Raw genomic sequence first — 17,499 nt, forward strand, 5'->3', positions numbered from 1 at the left:
GAGCCAGACTGCGCGGAAGCTTCCTGTAAACAAGCTGAAAACACAAGAGCGATTCGACGAAAGCGGCGCCACATCCCATTCGACCAGCCATGATCACCTTCGGTTATCTCACCAGATGGGCACACATTTGGGACGGATGCGCTGCACGCTCAACGCGCGCGGTCTAGCCGCATGGCCTTTAACTGCCTGCAGTACGATCCCCCAAACAGCACCGAACAGGAGACCACCGATGCATGCCTGGCGGCGTCCGAAATGGGCAGTATCTGCCCTCTGCTTGGCGGCAGTTCTGGCCGCCATCGCGTCGTGGGCGCTCTGGCCATCTTCTTCACCCCCGCCACGGGAACGCCAGTACCGCGCCACCACCGCCTGCCTGCTCACGGACGACAAGGGACTCGTTGGCGAGCAGGCCCAAGCGACGTGGAAGGGAATGCAAGCGGCGTCAGTCGCCACACTCGTCAAGGTGCAGTACCTGTCCGTACCTGGACCGCAGACCCCGGCAAACGCGGCGGCCTACTTCAACAGTCTGGCGCTTCAAAAATGCGCTCTCATCTTCGCCACTGGTGAAGCTCCCATCGCCGCGATGCTCGATGGCTATTCTCGTTTCCCCGAGCTGCGATACGTGGCCGTTGGTGGCGCTAATGAGGACCCGCAGGTAACGGTTGTTCCAGCTACACCACTGGACACGGTTCCAACGACCGTGCAAAGGATCATCAGCGAGGCCGCTTAACACTACGGACCGTTTCAGGGCTCGGGATCAACTCGGGCCCTTGCATCTCTCGATAGTCGAGCCCACGGGCGGCCACCCCGCTGCGCGGCACCGCCCGACCTACCCCACCGCTGAAGGTCCCCGCGCCACCGCCACCAAGCCCGCCCACGTTGAATCCAGCCAACGCACCCGGCTCAGCCACGCATATGCCCTGGTCAACGGTCGCGGGCCCCACCTCGCGGAGACGCACGCCGGGGTCCAGGCCCAAACGCCCAAACGTCCGGGAACTACGTGCCAGGCAGCTTCTTCCGTCTATTCACCCTCAGTGACCCGACCGCACAGTTAAGGCGTTCCGAACGGAGCAGCCGGACGGACGAAGCAAGGGAACTGGGGATCACGATGAAGAAGAACGCCCTGTTCGCAAGCACCCTGGCCGCCATGATCGTGCTTCTCTTCCCGGCCGCCGCGAACGCCGACGACTCGACCGCCCCCACCACTCCCCCGGTCGTTGTCGAGGACAGCAACAACTCGACCGCCTGGGACTGAGCGCACGATCAATACTCGCCCTGCCGGCCTTGGCGGTCCGCAGTTGTGGGATCGACCCGCCGATGAACGCCAGTGGAAGGCAGAGGACCGATGACTGAAGCTGTGCCGGTCACCCCCATCGCGGGTTTGATAGTCGTCGGACCACGTTCAGAAAACCCGCAACTGCACGAGCTGCTGACCGAGCGCACCGCGCTCTGGCGGCAGGCGCGGATCACGACCGGTTCGGTGAGCGGTAAGCCGTGGACCGCCGGATCGGTCGAGGCTGCCGTGCGCGACGCCGTCCGATGCGTGGACGGGTCGGACGAGAGCACCGCGGCGATCGTGGACCCGGAGCATCGGGTCACCACACTGCTCGTACTGCTCGGTGAGGGCCGGACCCGTTGGACCGGGATTCGGAGCCTGACGGACCTCGAGTTGATGCCGACGGCTGCCCACGTACCGGGTGACGCCTTGGCGATTTTGGCACCGTGGGCCGGTTTGCTTGCTCCGGAGCCGCTCGCGGCACACGATTCGACACGATTCTCCGCAGCTGCGGTGCGGACGTCCGACCCCGCCCAGCCCCACCGCGGGCTCGGCTGGGCGACTCGGACGGACCTGGCGCTGCGGCACGCGATACTGGACAGCCTACGGTCGATGTCGTCGAACGCGGTTCCGACGGCTGGCCGCGCGGTGGCCGGCGCCTCGGGTGCGACGGAGTGGACGTGGCTTCTCGACGGCTCGCTCACCCTGCTGTCCGGGTACAGCCGGGACAGCCGGCGGCACTCCCTGCCGGACACCGGCTTCGACGTCGTCACCCGCCATATCCCGCAGTTCAGCGGGGCGCTGCGGCTCGCCGCCATCGTACGTCGGTCGTCCAGTGCCGTCGTGGCGGCAGCCTGGGGCCGGCAGAGCGAGGAGGCGATCGACTACGCCCTCACTGCGGCCCGGACCCGAGACCTGCTGCTCCCCACTACGTCCCAGGCAGCCGTCCCGAGCCCGCCGGAGACCGCTCCCCTGATCAGCGCCCTGTCCCCGGGCGACGTCCAGCGCCTGCTGCACGACATCCACGCCACCGTCTTCGGCACCTCCGGCCGGCGGGTGCTGGGGATCCGGGTCGCCGCCGACGCGCTGCTCGGCCCGCAGGACCTGGCCTGGGGGCCGGTCTGGCTCGGCTGAGCCGGTGACCAGTGATGTCAGTGCAGTGACAGCGAGACGTAGGTCGATCGGATATCGGCACCCGATGGAATGGTCTTAGTCAACACGGCGGGCCGATCCGGAGACGGAAAGCCCAGACATCACTGAGGAGCAGCGATGAACATCGACGACAAGACCAACCTGGCCGACCTGGCGAACGAGATCCTCGAGCTCGAGTCGGAGACCTTCGAGATCTCGGACTACGCGGACGCGAGCGGCGTCCTGCTGGCGGTGGCGGCCTCGTGCAGCACCAGCTCCACCAGCACCTGCTCCAGCACCACCAGCACCACCTCCTGCTCCGCCTGATCGTTCCTCGACCAACCACCCGAGGGCCTTGCCCTCTCCCGAACAGCCCTCTCGGACGATGACCGTCCAAGAGGGCTTTTCGGCGTGCCGCCACGGAAGCAACAGGCACGACGGCAGCAAGCGCGGCGTCAACAGGCACGACTGCACCAAGCACAGCGGCCGCAGGACCGACACGAACAGCGTGGCGCCCCACCGGAAAGTGACCGGCGGGGCGCCACGCGTCGTACGGCAGCTCAGGGGAACGGGTGCGGGACTTTCCGAATGTCATCATCGGCCAGGTCGCTGGTGCTAAGGCCGGCCCGCCGAGGCGCGGTGCGCAGCCGGGGCATCTGCAGGGCCCGTTGCCTGGTCCAGCCGAAGTCGATCGGCAGCAGGCCGGGGACGATCGTGGACACCGTGTGCAGGCCCATCCGGCGCTGTTCCGGGGTGGTCTGGTCGACCACGATCACGTCGTGGCCGGCCCGTTCCAGCTCGCGCTGGCAGGCACGGAGGTCGAGCAGGAGGTCTCGGGAGTCCGGGTCGCCGGGGGGACGGATGTCCTGGATCGCGCAGTGGCCGGCCGGTTCGAGGTAGTTGCGGGCGTGCTGGGTCATCCGTGGCAGGCCGAACAGTTGGGGGTGGTCGCCCAGGTTGGCGCAGCGGGTGTAGTCGTCCGCCATGGCGTCGAGTTCGTCCCAGCGCTCGTTCACCTGCCGGGACAGGTGGGGAATGTAGGTGAGCACCTCCGACAGCGCACCCTCGACGGCCGTCTCCGGGTTGAGGCTGGCGCCGGCGGCGAAGGAGAGGGCGCCCGCGCCGCCGTCGCGGCGGACCGCGAGGCCGGTGACGACGGGTACGGCCAGGTCGACGCGGCTGTCGAAGGCGTGTACGTCGTACCCGCGGAAGGCCGCCCGGTCCACCATGGCGCGGATGGCGGGGCTGCGGCACGAGTCGAGGTCGATCTCGGTGAGCGCCAGGTTGCCGTACCAGCCGAGCAGGAACGCGTCGCGTTCGATGAGTTCGAGCAGACCGAAGAGGATCGCCTCCTCCAGGCAGCTGCCGATCGCGCAGCCGTTGGAGGACTCGTAGACGAAGTTGTCGTCGGCCTGCCCGGAGGCGTAGTACGTGAGGCGGGCTGGCACGAGCACGGGCCGGTCGTCGCGAAGGGAGTAACCCCACACCCACGGGATCGGTCGGTCCGGGGCGAACGGATCGACCATCGGGTCGGTCCGGTACGTCTGCGCCGAGTACTCCCCGCAGCTGCGCGGGTCGAGCGCGGTGTCCCCGAGGTCGGTGTACGCGGCGACGATCGGCTCGGCCCGGCGTCGCTGGTGGGTGCCGGCGTACCGTTCGAGCCCTTCCAGATACGCGAGGTCCTTGCTGGTGCGGAAGGAATTGGCCTGCCCGCTCCAGCTGAAGTTGACAAGCCCCGCGTACCCGCGGATGAAGACGCTGCCGGTGACCGCGGAGGTGGTGGGCGAGGTGACGTCGAGCCAGGTGCCGGCGCCCAGGCTGCCGCAGACCGGGTTGGCCATCGCCCCGGTGGCCAGCGGGTACGACGTTGTCGAGGTGAGCCGGTAGCTGCCCGGGTCTGGCTTGGGGCGGGAGACCAGGTCGAGGGTGGCAAGTTGCGGGGTGGCCTCTTCCAGCGGCGCGCAGTTGGGGCAGAGCGGATCGGTGAGCAGCGAGAAGGTCAGTACGTGCAGCGTCGCCAGGTCGATCCGGGTGACCTGCGGCAGGCTGAGGTCGGCGGTGGCGTGCCAGCCGCCGGCGGTCCGCCGGCCGACGACCCCGGACCGGCCGAGGACGGCCGCCTGGTACACCGACCAGACGGCGTCCACGACGTAGTCCGGGACGACCGGCCAGGTGCCGGCCGGGATCACGGTCCGGCCGTGTTCGAGGGCCTCCCGCTCCGATCTGGTCCGCAACCGCTGCCACCGCATCGCGAGGCACTGGCCGCAGGCCTGGGCGTCCGAGACGCCGCCCCACGGGCCGATGAGCACGGCCTGGGCGCTGAGATGCACGTCGGCGACGCCGCGTACGGGTGCGAGGCGGGTGGCGGGCGCACCGAACACGTCGATCGCGCCGACGGTCTGCACCGCCGGGCCGGGGCCGTAGGAGGCGTCCCCGACGTCGCGCCGGTACCGGTCGGTGAGCGCTTGCTGCAGGGTCAGCCGGGCTAGCTCCATCGGGATGGGGCGGGTGTCGGCTCGCGTCGTCGTGCTCATGAGTTGTTGCTCCAGCGAAAGGTCCGCACCGCGAGGACGCCGAAGACGACTGTGAACCCGGCCAGGGCCGCGCTGCTCAGGCCGATTGTCGCGAGGTCGCCGCTGCCGGTGAGGGCGGTCGAGATGCCGTCGTTCATGTAGCGCAGCGGCAGGGCTCGGGAGATGTTCTGCAGCCAGGCGGGCATGAGATCGATCGGCAGGAACGAGCCGGACAGGAACGCCATCGGCACCATGATCGAGTTGGCGATGGCGGCGACGGCCTCGGGGGTGTTGGCGCGGGATCCGACGACGACGCCCATGGACAGGAACGCGGTGACGCCGAGCAGCAGCACGGGCAGGGCGAGCGGCCAACTGCCGGCGAGGCTGAGGCCGAACGCCGGCAGCAGGGCCACGCCGACGAAGAGCACGGCCTGCACCAGGCCGATCACCAGCGCGCCGGTGTAGCGGGAGGCGAGCACCGTGGTCAGCGGTGTGGGCGTCATCCGGATCAGGCGCAGGATGTCGTCGTTGCGCCACTGCATGAGCGTGAAGGCGATGCCGAAGAGGGCGGCGTTGCCGACGCCCCAGGAGAGCACGCCGGGTGCGATGTAGTCGATGTAGTTACGCCCGGAGCCCTCCACCTCCTGCCCCGCGAAGATCAGGCCGAAGACCACCAGGAAGAGCAGCGGGAAGGCGAAGGTGAAGAACACGGTGGTCTTGTCGCGTACGGATGCCTTGTAGTTGGCCGTGCTCAGCGCGGCGAATGCGGTCATGAGCGCGTCTCCGATCCAGTGAGTTCCAGGTAGACGTCCTCGAGGGTGGCGGTGCGGGTCTGCACCTCGTCGAGGCCGATGAGGTCGCCGACGGCGGCCAGGGTGGCGCCGGCCGTGGTGGTCTCCAGCACGACGGAGCCCCCCTCGACGGTGACCCGGATGACGCCGGGAAGAGCCCCGGCCTGGTCGGTGGAGAGCTGACCGACCGGCACCATGACGCGGGTGGGTACGTGCGCCGCGCCGACGAGCCGGTGCGGGGTGTCGAGCGCGATGACGGCGCCGGTGACGACGATGGCGACGCGGTCGCAGAGCGCCTCGGCCTCGTCGAGGTGGTGGGTGGTGTAGACGATCGTGCGGCCCTGCGCCTTCAGCTCGCGCAGCACCTGCCACAGGTCGCGGCGAGCCTGCGTGTCGAGTGCCGCGGTGGGCTCGTCGAGGAAGACCAGCTCCGGCTCGTGGATGAGGGCGCCGGCGATGGCGAGCCGCTGCCGCTGACCGCCGGAGAGATCCCCGACCCGCTTGTCCGCCTCCCCGGTCAGCCCGACCAGCTTCAGGGCGGGGCCGGCCGCCGTGGCCGGCAGCCCGTACAGGGCGGCCACCGTGGCAAGGTGCTCGCGGGCCGTCAGCCGGGCGAAGAACGCGCTCTTCTGGGTCTGCAACCCGAGGCGGGGGAGCAGTGCCACGTTGCGAGGCCAGGGCGACATCCCGAGCACCTGGATGGTGCCGGCGTCCGCCTGGCGCAGGCCCTCCATGATCTCGATCAGCGTCGTCTTGCCGGCGCCGTTGGGGCCGAGGATGCCGAAGAACTCTCCGCGTCGGATGGTCAGCGAGATGCCGTCGACGGCCTGCACGTCGCCGTAGCGCTTCCGGACGCCGTCCAACACGACGGCCGACTCCGTGCCTGCCTCCACGATGGGTTCCTCACTGCTCGGTGTCGACGATTCGATGGCGTGCGTCGTGGTCATTTCTGGACCTCTCCTCTGCGGCCGTCGGCCGGCTTGCGGGTCCCCGTGAACGAGGTGCGGGGCACCACGAAACACATCCCGATCAGTACGGCCAGCCCGGCCGAGACGGCCCCGGCGACCGGCCCGAAGTGGGCGGTGGCAACACGGTGCGCGACCAGCGCGACGACCGTCACGATGCTCACGACCAGAGCCGCCCCGCCCAGGGCGTACGCGGCATAGGCGATCCGGGCGGCCCGGGGGTATCCCGCCAGGCCCGGTCCGCGGCCGACCAGGCCGGCCAGCGCCCGACCGGCGAAGCGCCGGCTGCCACTGGCGTAGCGCAGCATGCCCAGCGAGTGGGCGAGCATCTTGTAGCCGTCCATCGGTGGCAGCGGCAGCAGGAACAGCGCGGCCTGGGCGAGCCCCAGCAGCAGGAACGCGCCGAGCAGCGCCCGGGCCGGCTCCCCCGCCGGCAGCAACAGCCAGGCCGGCAGCACCGGCAGCAGCAACAGCAGGTTCACCAGGATGCCGGCCGACGCGGTCGTCACCTGCTGCCGGCGGGTTCGCAGGAACAGGTAGTCGTCGACTCGGCAGTACATGACGACCATGGGCAGCTGCCAGCGGATCCCGATCTCGCCGACCGTGCCGCCGAAGTGGTGCGCCACCACCCCGTGCCCCAGCTCGTGCAGGCCCATGGTGACCCACAGCGCGGTGGCGACCGCCATCAGCGCGAACGGGTCGTCGAGCACCCGGGCGGTGTCGGCGACCAGGGCCGGCCCCTGCCACACCACAGCGGCCAGCATCAGCAGGATCGCCGCGCACGCCGGGACGAGGAATCCGCCCCGGAAGGTGAACCCGAAGAAGCGGTGCAGGCTGGCCGTGGTGGCCGTGGCGTCACTGACCAACCGCAGCGAGCCGCCGAGGAGTTTGCGCCGGGCCGGCAGCGGGTCGACCGTCGGCGCCGGGCACCCCTGGATGAGGCCCCGGGCGGCCAGCAGCCCGAGGAGCTGCTGCCAGGCGGCCGGGCCGAGCGAACGACCAAACTGCCGGCCGTACGCCTGCGCGATCTCCTCGCGCGACGTGACCCCGTCGAGCCGAACGAGGACGAAGTGCTCCTTCACCCCGATCTCGAACGTCTTGTCCGCAGCGGGATCCCGGACCAGGTACACCGACGTGGCGTCACGCAGGTAGCGCCCGCTGATCTGGATGTCGGCGCGCACCGCCGGCCCGGCGGCGACGGCGGTGCTCATGCCCCCTCGCCATACTCGCGCAGCGCCCGGCCCAGCATGTACGACAGGTACGCCTCATCGGTGATCGTGACGTGCAGCCGGTTGTTGGTCATGTGCATGTACGGCGACAGCAGCAACGGCAGCGAGGTCTGCGGATCGGTGGGGATCTCGTCGCGGGTGTCGTCCCAGGAGCGGAACACGAGCTGCCCGCGCTCGGTCAGCTCGGCGGCCCGGCGGCGCAACTCAAGGCAGTGTTCGGCCCAGCCGCGCAGCAGCCCGGGCAGGTCCTGACCCCCGGTGGTCCGCAGCGAATGCCGGATCTCGGCGAAACGTCGGCCGATCTCGGCACCCGTCGCGGCGTACTGCTGCTGGTATTCGTCGTCGCCCGCGTAGTTGGTGTCTGGGAACGCGCTGCGCCAGAACTTGTGGTACCGGTCCAGATAGTCGACCAGGTCGTCGGTCTCTGGCAGGAAGCACGCCGACATCACCATCATCAGCTGCGCCGACGTGCCGAGCAGCACGGTGCGCAGGTGCAGGTTCTTCGTGCGGATGGCGTCGACGACCATCTCGCTGGAGTGCGCGAAGTGCCACTCGGCGAGCTCGATCCCGGCCGCGCCGCCGTACTTGCCGTACTCCGGCTCGTACGGCTCGTAGCTGTAGGTGTTGTTCTCGCGCAGGTTCATCCGGCCGTCGCCACGCAGGTAGCTGGACTTCTGGTCGGCGGAGAACTCCATGTCGAACAGGGAGTTGTAGAAGTCCTCCAGGAACCCGGCGTCGACCTGGTACAGCGCTGGCCGGACCCGCAGGTACTCGGTGATGGCCGCCTCCGCGCGCCGCTTCACCTCGGCGGTCGCCGCCACGGTCACTGGCTTGAGCCGCAGCCGGACGTGCGGCCCCTCGAGCCAGTAGTTGATGAAGAAGTGGCCCGCGATCAACCCATCGGCCTGGAGCCCGCCGATCAGCGGACGCACGCACTGCACGAGCAGCGGCTGCGGGTTGGCCGCGTAGAAGATGTGGATGGCCTGCCACTCGCCGGCTGCCACGTCCGTCACGGGGTCGATGAGGGTCTGCGTCATGGCTGCCCGTCCTGTCGCGTCGCGGGGGGAAGGATCGAAGGGGAACGGAGGGTCTCGACGGCCAACTCGGCGACGTGTTCGCCGCGGCTGGACCGCACGTGCAGCGCGTCCTCGTCGGGGAGCATCTCCCGGAACACCACCCGCGCTCCGGGGCTCTGCAGCAGTCCGTCGAGGGCGTACAGGGAGAGGTAACTGGCGAAGTCCACGTACTGCGGCTTGCCGCTGCGCGATCGGCCGTCCCCGGCGGTCTCGGTGACGGTGGCGAACGTGCGGTCCGGCAGGCCGTGCGTCCGCCGCCAGCGCTGCCAGGCCAGGAACCAGTCCTCGTCGGCGACCTGCGGCGACAGCCGAGGCAGGTCCGCACCGGCGACGGTCCAGGCCCGGCGGCTCAACACCAGGTTGCGATGGCGCACCCGGGGCCGGCACCGCACCCCGTCGCGCGGCTCCGCTTCGGGCACCCCGCCCCACAGGTTCACCGGGGCCAGCGCCGTCGGCGACAGCAGCAGCAGGGTCCGGGGGATCTCCGGAAGTGCCAGCGGCACCAGGTAGCCGAGGTAGACCGGGATGACCTCACGGCCCAGCCGGTGTGACCGCAGCACCAGGCGCTCCTCGGCCACGTCGTGCTCCAGGTAGAGATCGTCGAGGTGGAGTTGGTTCTCGGCCGGCACGGAGCTGGTCTCGCCCGGGCAGACGATCTGGTAGCGGGTCAGCCGCCCGTGCAGGTTGAGGTTGGTGACCACCGCGCCGCCGGTGATCTCCGCGAGGACGGCCCCGTCCGGTTCGATCTCCCCCGTCTGGCGCAGTAGCTGTTGCGCCAGCCCGTCCGGCTCCAGTTCGTCCGCCGGCGCGTCGAAGCAGTGCGTGAAGCGGCTGAACGGGAAGGACAACCCACCGTAGGACTGGTTCAGGACCGCGACCGGGTCACCGGGACGGTCCGCGAGCTGGACGAAGTGGCTCTGCGGGGCGAACCGGGTGGTCACCGGGGTCAGGTGCGCGGCGACGGCGTCGACCGTCTCCTCGTCGAGCCACACCTCCCCCGCGTCCGCGGCCCCGGCCCAGACCTCGCGCATCCGGACGACCAGCTCGCGGCGGGCATCGTCGAGGGCAGTGATGCTGGGCAACCGCAGCCAGTTCACCTCCGGGACGTACTCGCCGTCCACGAACGACTTCGGACGCCCGTTGAACGACAGGTACTGGTCGAAGAAGTCCTCGTGGAAGTCGTGCACCAACTTCAACAGGTCATCGCAGCGCCCGCCGCGGCCGTACCGGGCCAGGAAGTACCCGTTGAACGTGATGCGCTGGGGCAGGGTCACGTCGAAGGCCGGCAGGATCCGCTCCACCGACCGCAGCGAGTCCGCGAGCAGCCCGGACCACGCCTGCCGGTCGAGCACGAGGGCCTCGGCACCGGCTCGGACGTCCTCGTAGAGCAGGGTCCGCGGCAGCGTCGCGGCCTCGTCACCGAGGCTGATCTGCACCTCGTGCAGACTGGCGCGCAGCCGCCCGAGCAGCTCCCGGCGTTCGGTGTGACCCGCCAGCGCGTACCTGTCGACGCACGAGATGGGCTCGGTCAGCCCGTCGGCCAGCTCGTCCGCCCAGGGGCGCTCGATCGCCCGCAGGGCCTCCTGGAAGGCGCGCAGCGGGTCGCGGCTGTGCACGTCGGTCAGCAGCACCGGGAACTGGATCATGCCGAGGTGCAGGAGCGCGGCGAGGTACCTGTCGCACTCGTCGGCGCTCGCCCGCTCGGTGGCCCCGAGCCACTCGGCGAGCTGCCCGAACCGGACGCCCGGGGTGCTCTCCATCATCCGCAGCATGCGTTCGAGAACGCCCGTACGCTGCAGGAAGTAGAGCCGGTCGGAGGCCGCGTCGAAGGTCACCGCGGCGTTGTCGTCGCCCGTGGTGACCCAGCGGCGGACGAACCGGACCCGGTCTTCGTCGTTGCGCCATCCGGTGGCCGCCTGGACCGGCAGGTCGGCGCGACGCTGTGGGTCGGCCAGGACGAGTTCGGCGAGCCGACCGAGCACGACCACGTTCAGCCGGGGATGGCTGGACCAGTCGTCGGCCACGGCCACCCGGTGCCCGGCGTCGGCGGCCTCGGCGAGCTGACCCACCCCGACCGCGGTGAGCGTGCTGAACGGGCTCGGCTTGCACGCGGTCCGGTACAGGTAGGACAGCACCGAACGGGTGATCCGCCGCTCCTTCTTGCCGGGTCGGTCGGCGCGGCCATCGATGAACGCGTCGAGCTGCGAATCCAGCGACGGCGAGGCGAGCAGCACACCTCGGCGCAGCCGGTCCTCGGCGGCCAGCTGGCGCAGCCGTGCTGTCGTGTCGGTCACCTCCGTGCCGACGACCCGTCCGCCTTCGGCGCGCAGGTCGTCGAGCCTGCGCCGGGCCGTCAACCAGCTGGTGAGCTGCTCGGCGGCAGGGGCGTTGCGCCCTGCCAGCAGGCTGACGGCGGCAGCCACGTCCTGGGGCAGCCGGTTGTTGAACACCTCGCGGCGCAGCCGCAGCAGTTGCCGGCGGACCAGGTCGTCATCGTTGTCGTTGACCATGCCGTGGAGCAGGTCGCTGAGGTGGCTCGCCGACTCGGCCAGCGACTCCTCCTCCTGCAACATCTCCTCGGCCCAGCGGCAACTGTCCGGGCAGCGAAGCGCCCCGACGGTGGCCAGGGGCAGGCCCGCGACCCGGGCCATCAGGCGGTTTTGCAGGCTCCAGCGGGTCTGCGCCGGTCTGCCGGCGACAAGTGCCGGTTGCAGGTCGGGTTCGGTGGTCAGGGTCATCACGGACTCCGTTCGACTCGATTGATCAGGCGATGTCATAGCGAAAGTCCGCGGGACGGGCCCGTTCGTGGCCGAGCAGCATGATCAGCAGGGGCGCCTCGCCGATGGCTTCGAGGTCGAGCTCCTCGATGAAGGAGATGTTGTCGAAGCCGAGGGCCACACCGCCGCCGACGTCCAGCGCCGACGCGGCGGTGTAGAAGTTTTGTGCGACGGCGCCGATCGTGGCGTTGACCAGGCGGTAGCCGCGATCCCCGACGGCGTCGAGCACCGCTGTCGTACGCACGGTCGGCACGATCACCACGCCGGCCTGCTCCAGGTTGTAGTTGGACAGGAAGTAGTTGCGCTGCAGGAACGGCCCGGGCCGGCCCGCCTTGACCAGGTACAGGGCGTGTCCGTCCGGGTCGTACTCGTACGCCCCCGGTGGCACGCCGTCGACGTGGTTGACGAAGGCGTAGAGCTTCGCCAGTCGGGCTGCTCCGGCGCCACTCGCCGCGTCGGTGAACGGCGTGCGAGCGCTCGCGGCCAGCCCGGTGCCGAGCTGCGCGGCGGTCAGTGGCACCTTCGCGTCGAAGCGGCCGAAGCTGCTGCGCCGACGGCGCAGCGCGGTGCGTACCGGAACATCGAGCGCGAGTGGGGGTGGCAGCTCGACGCGCGCGCGGCCCGGCTGCGGCGGATGGGCCGCCGCGGCCACCAGTTGCCCGGGTGCGGGCGACTCGGTCGCACCCTGCACCGTCCCGGCGTGAATCTTGGTCATCGTGTCGAAGGTCAGGACGGTCCGGGACCGCTCCTGGTCGCGGTGGCGCACCGACACCCGCGCCGGCGCGCTGCCGGGCCGGCGCGCCGAGTCCCAGGCCAGCGGTACGACGGCGAAGATGCCCTCCTCCTCGTTCGCCACGCCCAGCAGCTCGGCGATCCGCGGCTCGTCGAACCACAGCTCCGGCTCCACCACACGACCCCGGGCACCGGCCCACAGCCGCCAGGTCTGCACGATCGTGCCGACGTCCATGGTGACCGCGTGGAACGAGAAGCTGTTGTACTTGAAGGCGTTCTGCCAGTACTTGACGCTGAGCAGGAGGAACTGGTCGTCGCCCTGGCCCGCGCGGGCACCGAGCGCCTCCCGGACGACAGGTGTCACGTCTCCGGTGAGCAGGCGCTGCATCGCGTGGTGCTTCGTCGAATAGTGGTAGACGCCCGGCGGCATCGGGCCGCTCGGCCCGCAGACCCAGTAGACGCTCACCGGGTAGAGGCCACCGCCCGACGCGGTGCCACGGTTCCAGTTCGCCGTGGTGTACGTCGGCAGCGCACGCAGGTCGGTGTTGGCCTGGACGCCGAGGCGACGGCCGACCAACCCGTACGAATCCTGCAGCATCGCGCCGAGCAACGGCAGGTCGAAGGGGCGTGCGGTGTCCCGCTGCGCGCCGTCGAGCCCGTCCTGGACGGTGGCGTCCCCGGGTGGGCTCCCGTCGTGCAGGGGGAAGGTCTCGACGCCGGGGAAATACTTCCCCTTGCGCGGCTGGTCGGGCCAGTTCGGCACGAAATCCTTCGGCTCCATCAGGACACGACCGCGGTGCATGATGGCGGTCGCGTATTCATATGCGTAACCCATGTCGGTCCTTGTCTCCTCGCGTGGTGGTTCGCGCACTCACGGGAACGGATGCGGGACGAGGTGCAGGTCCGCGACCTCAAGGTCGTGATCCCGCAGGCCGGCGGCGGCCAGTGCGGCGCGCATACGCGGCAGGTGCGGCGCCCGCTGCCGGTCCCAGCCGAAGTCGATCGGCAGCAGCCCCGGCGCCAGGACGCTCACCGTGTGCAGGCCCAGGTCCCGCTGCTCGGGCAGCGTCTGGTCGACCACCACCACGTCGAAACCATGCGCGGCGACGTCGGCCACGCAGCGCCGCAGGTCCACGGCGAGGTCGTCGGAGAGCAACTCGGCACGGTCGGCGGCCGGGTAGACCTCGGTCATGGCCCGGGACTCCCGAGGGGCCACGAAGAACGCCGCGTGCTCGGCCATCTCGGGTAGGCCGTACACGAGCGGGTGGTCGTGCAGCGCCTGGACGTTGGCGAAGTCGGCGACCATCGTCCGGTAGCGCGCCTCCTCCCGCTCGGTGCGGCTGCGCAGGTTGACCGAATCGGTGGCGATCTCGCAGAGGGCCGCCGCCATCGCCGTCTCCGGGTCGAGGCTCGCGCCGGCCCCGAAGCAGATGGCGCCCAGGCCACCGCCGATGCGGGTCGCCACCCCGACGACGACCGGGATGCCGAAGGTGATCCGGGCGTCGAAGAACCGGGCCCGGTATCCGCACATCTCCAGTCGGTCGACCATCCACCGGGTCTCGGTGCGGGCACTCGTGCGCGGGTCGATCTCCGGCAGGGTGACCCGGCCGTACCAGGAGAGCAGGAACGCGTCGCGCTCGACGACCTCCATCAGGCCGTGGTAGATCGCCTCCGCGGCGCTGCCGCCCGACGCGCAGCCGTTGGAACTCTCCTGCACGAACCGGTTCTCCAGCCCCGGCGCGTGGTAGTAGGCCAGGATCTCCGGCACCAGCACCGGCCGGTCGTCGCGCAGCGAGTGACCCCAGACCCACGGGATCGGCCGATCCGGCGCGAACGGTGTCACCCGTGGGTTCGCCGCGTAGAACGCGTCCGAGTAGAGCCCGCAGACCCGCGGGTCGACCGCCGCGTCGCCGAGTTCGTCGTACGACGCCGACACCACGGTCCGTTTGGCCTTGGCGCGCATGCCGGCGATCCGTTCGAGCCCTTCCAGGACGCCGATCCGGGCGCTGCGGGCGTAGCTGTCGGCGTGCCCACCCCAGTAGGTCTCCCGCAGGTAGCTGCCCGAACGCAGCAGGAATCCACCGCTGACCGCCGACGTGGAGGGCGACACCGGGTCGTAGGCGACCATGGGACCGACCGGCCCACACAGCGGGTTCGCGAACGCCTCCACCGTGAACGGGTAGTCGTCGACCGACCGCAGCCGAAACGATTCGGGCGCTGACTTACGGGTGCTCCCGATCCTCGGGCGCGCAGCCTCCGGGGTGTCCGGCAGGCTGCGGCCGCAGGACGGGCACTCGGCGTCCGGCACCACCGGGTAGCGGCGCACCGCCAGCACGGTGAGGTCGACCACGTACACCGAGGCGTACGCGTCCCGGGCCGTCGTCGGGCCGTCCGCGCGATCGAGATGCGCGTCGACGAGCGCCGCGATGGCCTCGCCGCTGAAGGCCAACCGGAATGGTGACGGCCCGGCCTGCCGGGTCGGGCCGCCCAACTCCAGGGCGTCCCGCAGGGAGCGCTGCCGAACCGCCTGCCACCGCCGGGCCAGGCACCGCGGGCACGCCGGGTGGGCGGCGTTGCCCGGGAACGGCCCGACGAGGGCGTACTGGCCGTACAGGTGCACGGTCACCGACGCCGCTTGCGGGCCGTCCGACACGGCCAGTTCATCGCGTACGCCGAGCGGCGCGACCGAGACCGTCAGGTCCCCGCCGAGTCGCCTGCGCAGCCACTTCTCGAGCTCGGCGCAGTCGAGCGCCCAGTGCTCCGGGGAGCCGACGAGGTCAGGCCGCATGGACCGAACCGCCCGTCAACACGATCCGAGCCGTGTGGAGGCCGCCGGCGAGCAGGTCCGGCGGGGTGGTGCGGATCAGCAGCACGTCACCGCCCGCGTTGCGGACCCCGTCGAGCAGGTCGTCCCAGGTCACGTCCGCTACGTCGGCCGGGACGCCGGTCACCGCGAGCACGGCCGGGTCGAAGTCGGCGACCAGGTCGTCGCCCGGGTCGACGTCGGCGTCGCGTTCCCGGCCAAGCTGCACCCGCCCGAGCAGGTCTCGCACGGCGGTCATCACGGCGGCGTTCCAGGTCAGCTCACTCCCGGCTGCCCAGAGGACGTCCCCGGTGCGGGGGTCGGTGGCGTGGGCGATCGCCACCGGCGAGGTGCCGAACCGTCCGCCGCGCAAATTCAGCACCGTGACATCCACCCCGGCGTTCGCCGCGGACCGGCGCAGGAAGACGATCTCCGGGTTGTCGATGTCGGAGAGCCGCGCGGGAGCCACCTCGGCGCGGCCACGGAGCGCGTCGATGATCCGGGTGTACGCGACGGCCGACAGCAGGCCCCGCGCGGCGGCCTCGGCAGGGGATGTCCCCGCCCCGGCACCCGCCGAGGTGGCGATGACCGGGCGGTGGGCGTTGTGCTCGCCGAACGGCCGGACAGCGGCGGCCGGCACTCCGATCTCCTCCTTGGTGAGCAGCGACGTCGCCGTCACGACCGGGCCGGTCGCGGGGGCGGTGCCGCTGCACGTGACGATCTCGGCGACCGGCACCGTCCGCTCCGGCGCGGCCTGTTCGGCGGGCAGGGGGACACCGTGGTCCACGTAGCTGACCGCGGCCGTGCGTAGGGCCGCGAGCCGGGCGCCGGCCAGGGTGTGCAGGTCGAACGTCGCCACCTCGCGGGTGCGCCCCGGACCGGGCGAGAACCGCAGGGTGCTCACCTTCAGCGGGGTCTGAGTCCACTGCTCGTCGCTGAACTCGGCGAAGACGCCGACGTGGGGGTGGATCAGAACCTCGCGGTTGGTCAACTCGGCCAGCAGCTCCGACGCCTCGACCTGCGCCTCGACGATCCGGGTCTGCCCGATGGCGAGATCCGTCGTGACCGGCTCGTCGAGCACCGCGTCGCCGGAACAGAACCCGCAGGCCGGGTGCGGCAGCAGCGGCTCGGTGACCACGTCGAGCGACTCGAGGTCCTGGATGATGACGCTGCCGGCCGTCTCCGCCGGTAGGGCGCCGGTCAGGGTCCGGAACACCTCGTACCCGAGGAGGTTTCCGATCATCGCGGCGAGCGGCCGGCCCACCGCGGCGTCCCGGCGGGCCGTGGCGAGGGAGACGCCCTGCCACAGGTCGGCGGCGGCCGCCGGGTCGCCGTTGGCGGCGAGGCGCAGCGCGGCGCAGAGCCAACAGCCGGTGCTGCCAGCTGTCATGTGCGGGCCGATCACCGCGCGCCGGCCGAACGTCCACGCGGTGAGCAGGTGACGCCCGGCCGGCACCCGCTCGCTCAGCAGGTCCAGCGTCTGTCGGGCGCCGGCGGACCCACCGGTCACGACGACGACGTCGTACGCCGCGAGTTCGTCCCAGGTGTAGCGGGTGCCGGCGGCGGGGACGACCGCGATGTCGACCGGGCAGCCCTCGTCGGTGAGCGCCCGCGCCTCGGCCCGCACCTCGGCGAACCTGTTGTCGGGGTGGTCCAGGCTCGGCATGATGCCGATGGTCGACGACCCGTTGCGCACCAAACTCAGAACGCACCAGCGGGCCACCAGGTCGTCGCCCAAGACAGCCACCCGGGCGTCGCGGAACGTCGTGAACCGGCCGTCCGCGCCGTCGGCGTAGTGATCCACGTACGCGATCTGCGGCGCGAACCGCTCGGTGACCGCCGCCTGCCCCTCGCCGGTGGCCCGGGTTGCCAGCGGCACGTCGCGGGCGAAGCCCCGCTCGTACAGCGTCCCCACCAGGTTGGCGACCATGGCGCGTTGCTCCGCGCCGAGTGCCGCGCCGAGGTCCGCGACCTGGTGGTCGCCGGTGAGGTAGGGAACGATCAGAGTGGCCAGCCGGTACGCGCTACGGCCGCTCAACTGGAAGCCGCCGAGGGAGTTGTGGAACAGGACGCCGTCCGGCGTCTGGGTGTAGAGAACGTCCCGGCGGATGCGCGGCCGGGTCTGGGCGATGTCGTCGAAGGTCGCTGCGGCCATAGCGGAAGCACCTCATTTTCTTGTGGATGACGGCAGACGCCGCCTGGACGGGGT

Annotated in this window: 13 protein-coding genes; 4 read left to right on the top strand and 9 right to left on the bottom strand. The window is 70.8% G+C overall.

Going from position 1 to position 17,499, the window contains the following annotated elements:
- Positions 1-229: 229 nt before the first annotated feature.
- The 4 genes from IF46_RS34215 (at position 230) to IF46_RS0104655 (ending at position 2,731) form a co-directional block, all read left to right on the top strand.
- A complete protein-coding gene (locus IF46_RS34215) occupies positions 230-727 on the top strand; it encodes a hypothetical protein (RefSeq protein WP_157562580.1) in 498 nt (165 codons plus the stop codon).
- Between the two features lie 378 nt (positions 728-1,105).
- Positions 1,106-1,252 (top strand): hypothetical protein, encoded by a 147-nt coding sequence (locus IF46_RS34220; protein WP_157562582.1) that lies wholly within the window; start codon positions 1,106-1,108, stop codon positions 1,250-1,252.
- A 90-nt stretch (positions 1,253-1,342) separates the two neighbouring features.
- Positions 1,343-2,407 carry a hypothetical protein gene (locus IF46_RS33065; RefSeq protein ID WP_157562584.1) on the top strand — a complete coding sequence of 355 codons (1,065 nt, stop codon included), beginning with the start codon at positions 1,343-1,345 and terminating at the stop codon, positions 2,405-2,407.
- A 135-nt stretch (positions 2,408-2,542) separates the two neighbouring features.
- Positions 2,543-2,731, top strand: coding sequence for a thiazolylpeptide-type bacteriocin (locus IF46_RS0104655; RefSeq protein WP_030487016.1), 189 nt, complete (start codon positions 2,543-2,545; stop codon positions 2,729-2,731).
- Between the two features lie 233 nt (positions 2,732-2,964).
- On the opposite strand, the gene IF46_RS0104660 is transcribed toward IF46_RS0104655, so the two are convergent.
- From IF46_RS0104660 to IF46_RS0104700, 9 genes are read right to left on the bottom strand one after another with little or no spacing between them, the layout of a single operon-like run.
- Positions 2,965-4,938: a TOMM precursor leader peptide-binding protein gene (locus IF46_RS0104660; RefSeq protein ID WP_030487017.1), complete on the bottom strand. Its 1,974-nt coding sequence runs from the start codon at positions 4,936-4,938 to the stop codon at positions 2,965-2,967.
- Positions 4,935-5,690 (bottom strand): ABC transporter permease, encoded by a 756-nt coding sequence (locus IF46_RS0104665; protein ID WP_030487018.1) that lies wholly within the window; start codon positions 5,688-5,690, stop codon positions 4,935-4,937. The genes IF46_RS0104660 and IF46_RS0104665 overlap by 4 nt, the downstream gene beginning before the upstream one ends.
- Positions 5,687-6,655: an ABC transporter ATP-binding protein gene (locus IF46_RS0104670; protein ID WP_030487019.1), complete on the bottom strand. Its 969-nt coding sequence runs from the start codon at positions 6,653-6,655 to the stop codon at positions 5,687-5,689. The genes IF46_RS0104665 and IF46_RS0104670 overlap by 4 nt, the downstream gene beginning before the upstream one ends.
- Positions 6,652-7,884 carry a hypothetical protein gene (locus tag IF46_RS0104675; RefSeq protein WP_051723641.1) on the bottom strand — a complete coding sequence of 411 codons (1,233 nt, stop codon included), beginning with the start codon at positions 7,882-7,884 and terminating at the stop codon, positions 6,652-6,654. The genes IF46_RS0104670 and IF46_RS0104675 overlap by 4 nt, the downstream gene beginning before the upstream one ends.
- Positions 7,881-8,939, bottom strand: coding sequence for a lantibiotic dehydratase C-terminal domain-containing protein (locus IF46_RS0104680; protein WP_030487021.1), 1,059 nt, complete (start codon positions 8,937-8,939; stop codon positions 7,881-7,883). The genes IF46_RS0104675 and IF46_RS0104680 overlap by 4 nt, the downstream gene beginning before the upstream one ends.
- Positions 8,936-11,716: a lantibiotic dehydratase gene (locus IF46_RS0104685; RefSeq protein ID WP_030487022.1), complete on the bottom strand. Its 2,781-nt coding sequence runs from the start codon at positions 11,714-11,716 to the stop codon at positions 8,936-8,938. Before IF46_RS0104685 ends, IF46_RS0104680 begins: the two co-directional genes overlap by 4 nt.
- A 25-nt stretch (positions 11,717-11,741) precedes the next feature.
- Complete coding sequence (locus IF46_RS0104690) at positions 11,742-13,322, bottom strand: SagB family peptide dehydrogenase (RefSeq protein WP_030487023.1); 1,581 nt, start codon at positions 13,320-13,322, stop codon at positions 11,742-11,744.
- 36 nt (positions 13,323-13,358) lie between these two features.
- Positions 13,359-15,275, bottom strand: a complete 1,917-nt coding sequence (locus tag IF46_RS0104695) for a TOMM precursor leader peptide-binding protein (protein WP_084597753.1) — start codon at positions 15,273-15,275, stop codon at positions 13,359-13,361.
- Complete coding sequence (locus tag IF46_RS0104700) at positions 15,265-17,445, bottom strand: TOMM precursor leader peptide-binding protein (protein ID WP_030487025.1); 2,181 nt, start codon at positions 17,443-17,445, stop codon at positions 15,265-15,267. The genes IF46_RS0104695 and IF46_RS0104700 overlap by 11 nt, the downstream gene beginning before the upstream one ends.
- Positions 17,446-17,499: the final 54 nt, after the last annotated feature.

It is taken from the genome of Micromonospora chokoriensis (assembly GCF_000718555.1).
In the GTDB taxonomy this organism is placed as follows: domain Bacteria; phylum Actinomycetota; class Actinomycetes; order Mycobacteriales; family Micromonosporaceae; genus Micromonospora; species Micromonospora chokoriensis_B.

What these genes read in the sequence shown, in the direction of transcription:
- IF46_RS0104675 (WP_051723641.1), bottom strand. Translation starts at nt 7,884, where the DNA reads ATGAGCACCGCCGTCGCCGCCGGGCCGGCGGTGCGCGCCGACATCCAG.
- IF46_RS0104665 (WP_030487018.1), bottom strand. Translation starts at nt 5,690, where the DNA reads ATGACCGCATTCGCCGCGCTGAGCACGGCCAACTACAAGGCATCCGTA.
- IF46_RS34220 (WP_157562582.1), top strand. Translation starts at nt 1,106, where the DNA reads ATGAAGAAGAACGCCCTGTTCGCAAGCACCCTGGCCGCCATGATCGTG.
- IF46_RS0104670 (WP_030487019.1), bottom strand. Translation starts at nt 6,655, where the DNA reads ATGACCACGACGCACGCCATCGAATCGTCGACACCGAGCAGTGAGGAA.
- IF46_RS0104690 (WP_030487023.1), bottom strand. Translation starts at nt 13,322, where the DNA reads ATGGGTTACGCATATGAATACGCGACCGCCATCATGCACCGCGGTCGT.
- IF46_RS34215 (WP_157562580.1), top strand. Translation starts at nt 230, where the DNA reads ATGCATGCCTGGCGGCGTCCGAAATGGGCAGTATCTGCCCTCTGCTTG.
- IF46_RS0104695 (WP_084597753.1), bottom strand. Translation starts at nt 15,275, where the DNA reads ATGCGGCCTGACCTCGTCGGCTCCCCGGAGCACTGGGCGCTCGACTGC.
- IF46_RS0104700 (WP_030487025.1), bottom strand. Translation starts at nt 17,445, where the DNA reads ATGGCCGCAGCGACCTTCGACGACATCGCCCAGACCCGGCCGCGCATC.
- IF46_RS0104680 (WP_030487021.1), bottom strand. Translation starts at nt 8,939, where the DNA reads ATGACGCAGACCCTCATCGACCCCGTGACGGACGTGGCAGCCGGCGAG.
- IF46_RS33065 (WP_157562584.1), top strand. Translation starts at nt 1,343, where the DNA reads ATGACTGAAGCTGTGCCGGTCACCCCCATCGCGGGTTTGATAGTCGTC.
- IF46_RS0104685 (WP_030487022.1), bottom strand. Translation starts at nt 11,716, where the DNA reads ATGACCCTGACCACCGAACCCGACCTGCAACCGGCACTTGTCGCCGGC.
- IF46_RS0104660 (WP_030487017.1), bottom strand. Translation starts at nt 4,938, where the DNA reads ATGAGCACGACGACGCGAGCCGACACCCGCCCCATCCCGATGGAGCTA.
- IF46_RS0104655 (WP_030487016.1), top strand. Translation starts at nt 2,543, where the DNA reads ATGAACATCGACGACAAGACCAACCTGGCCGACCTGGCGAACGAGATC.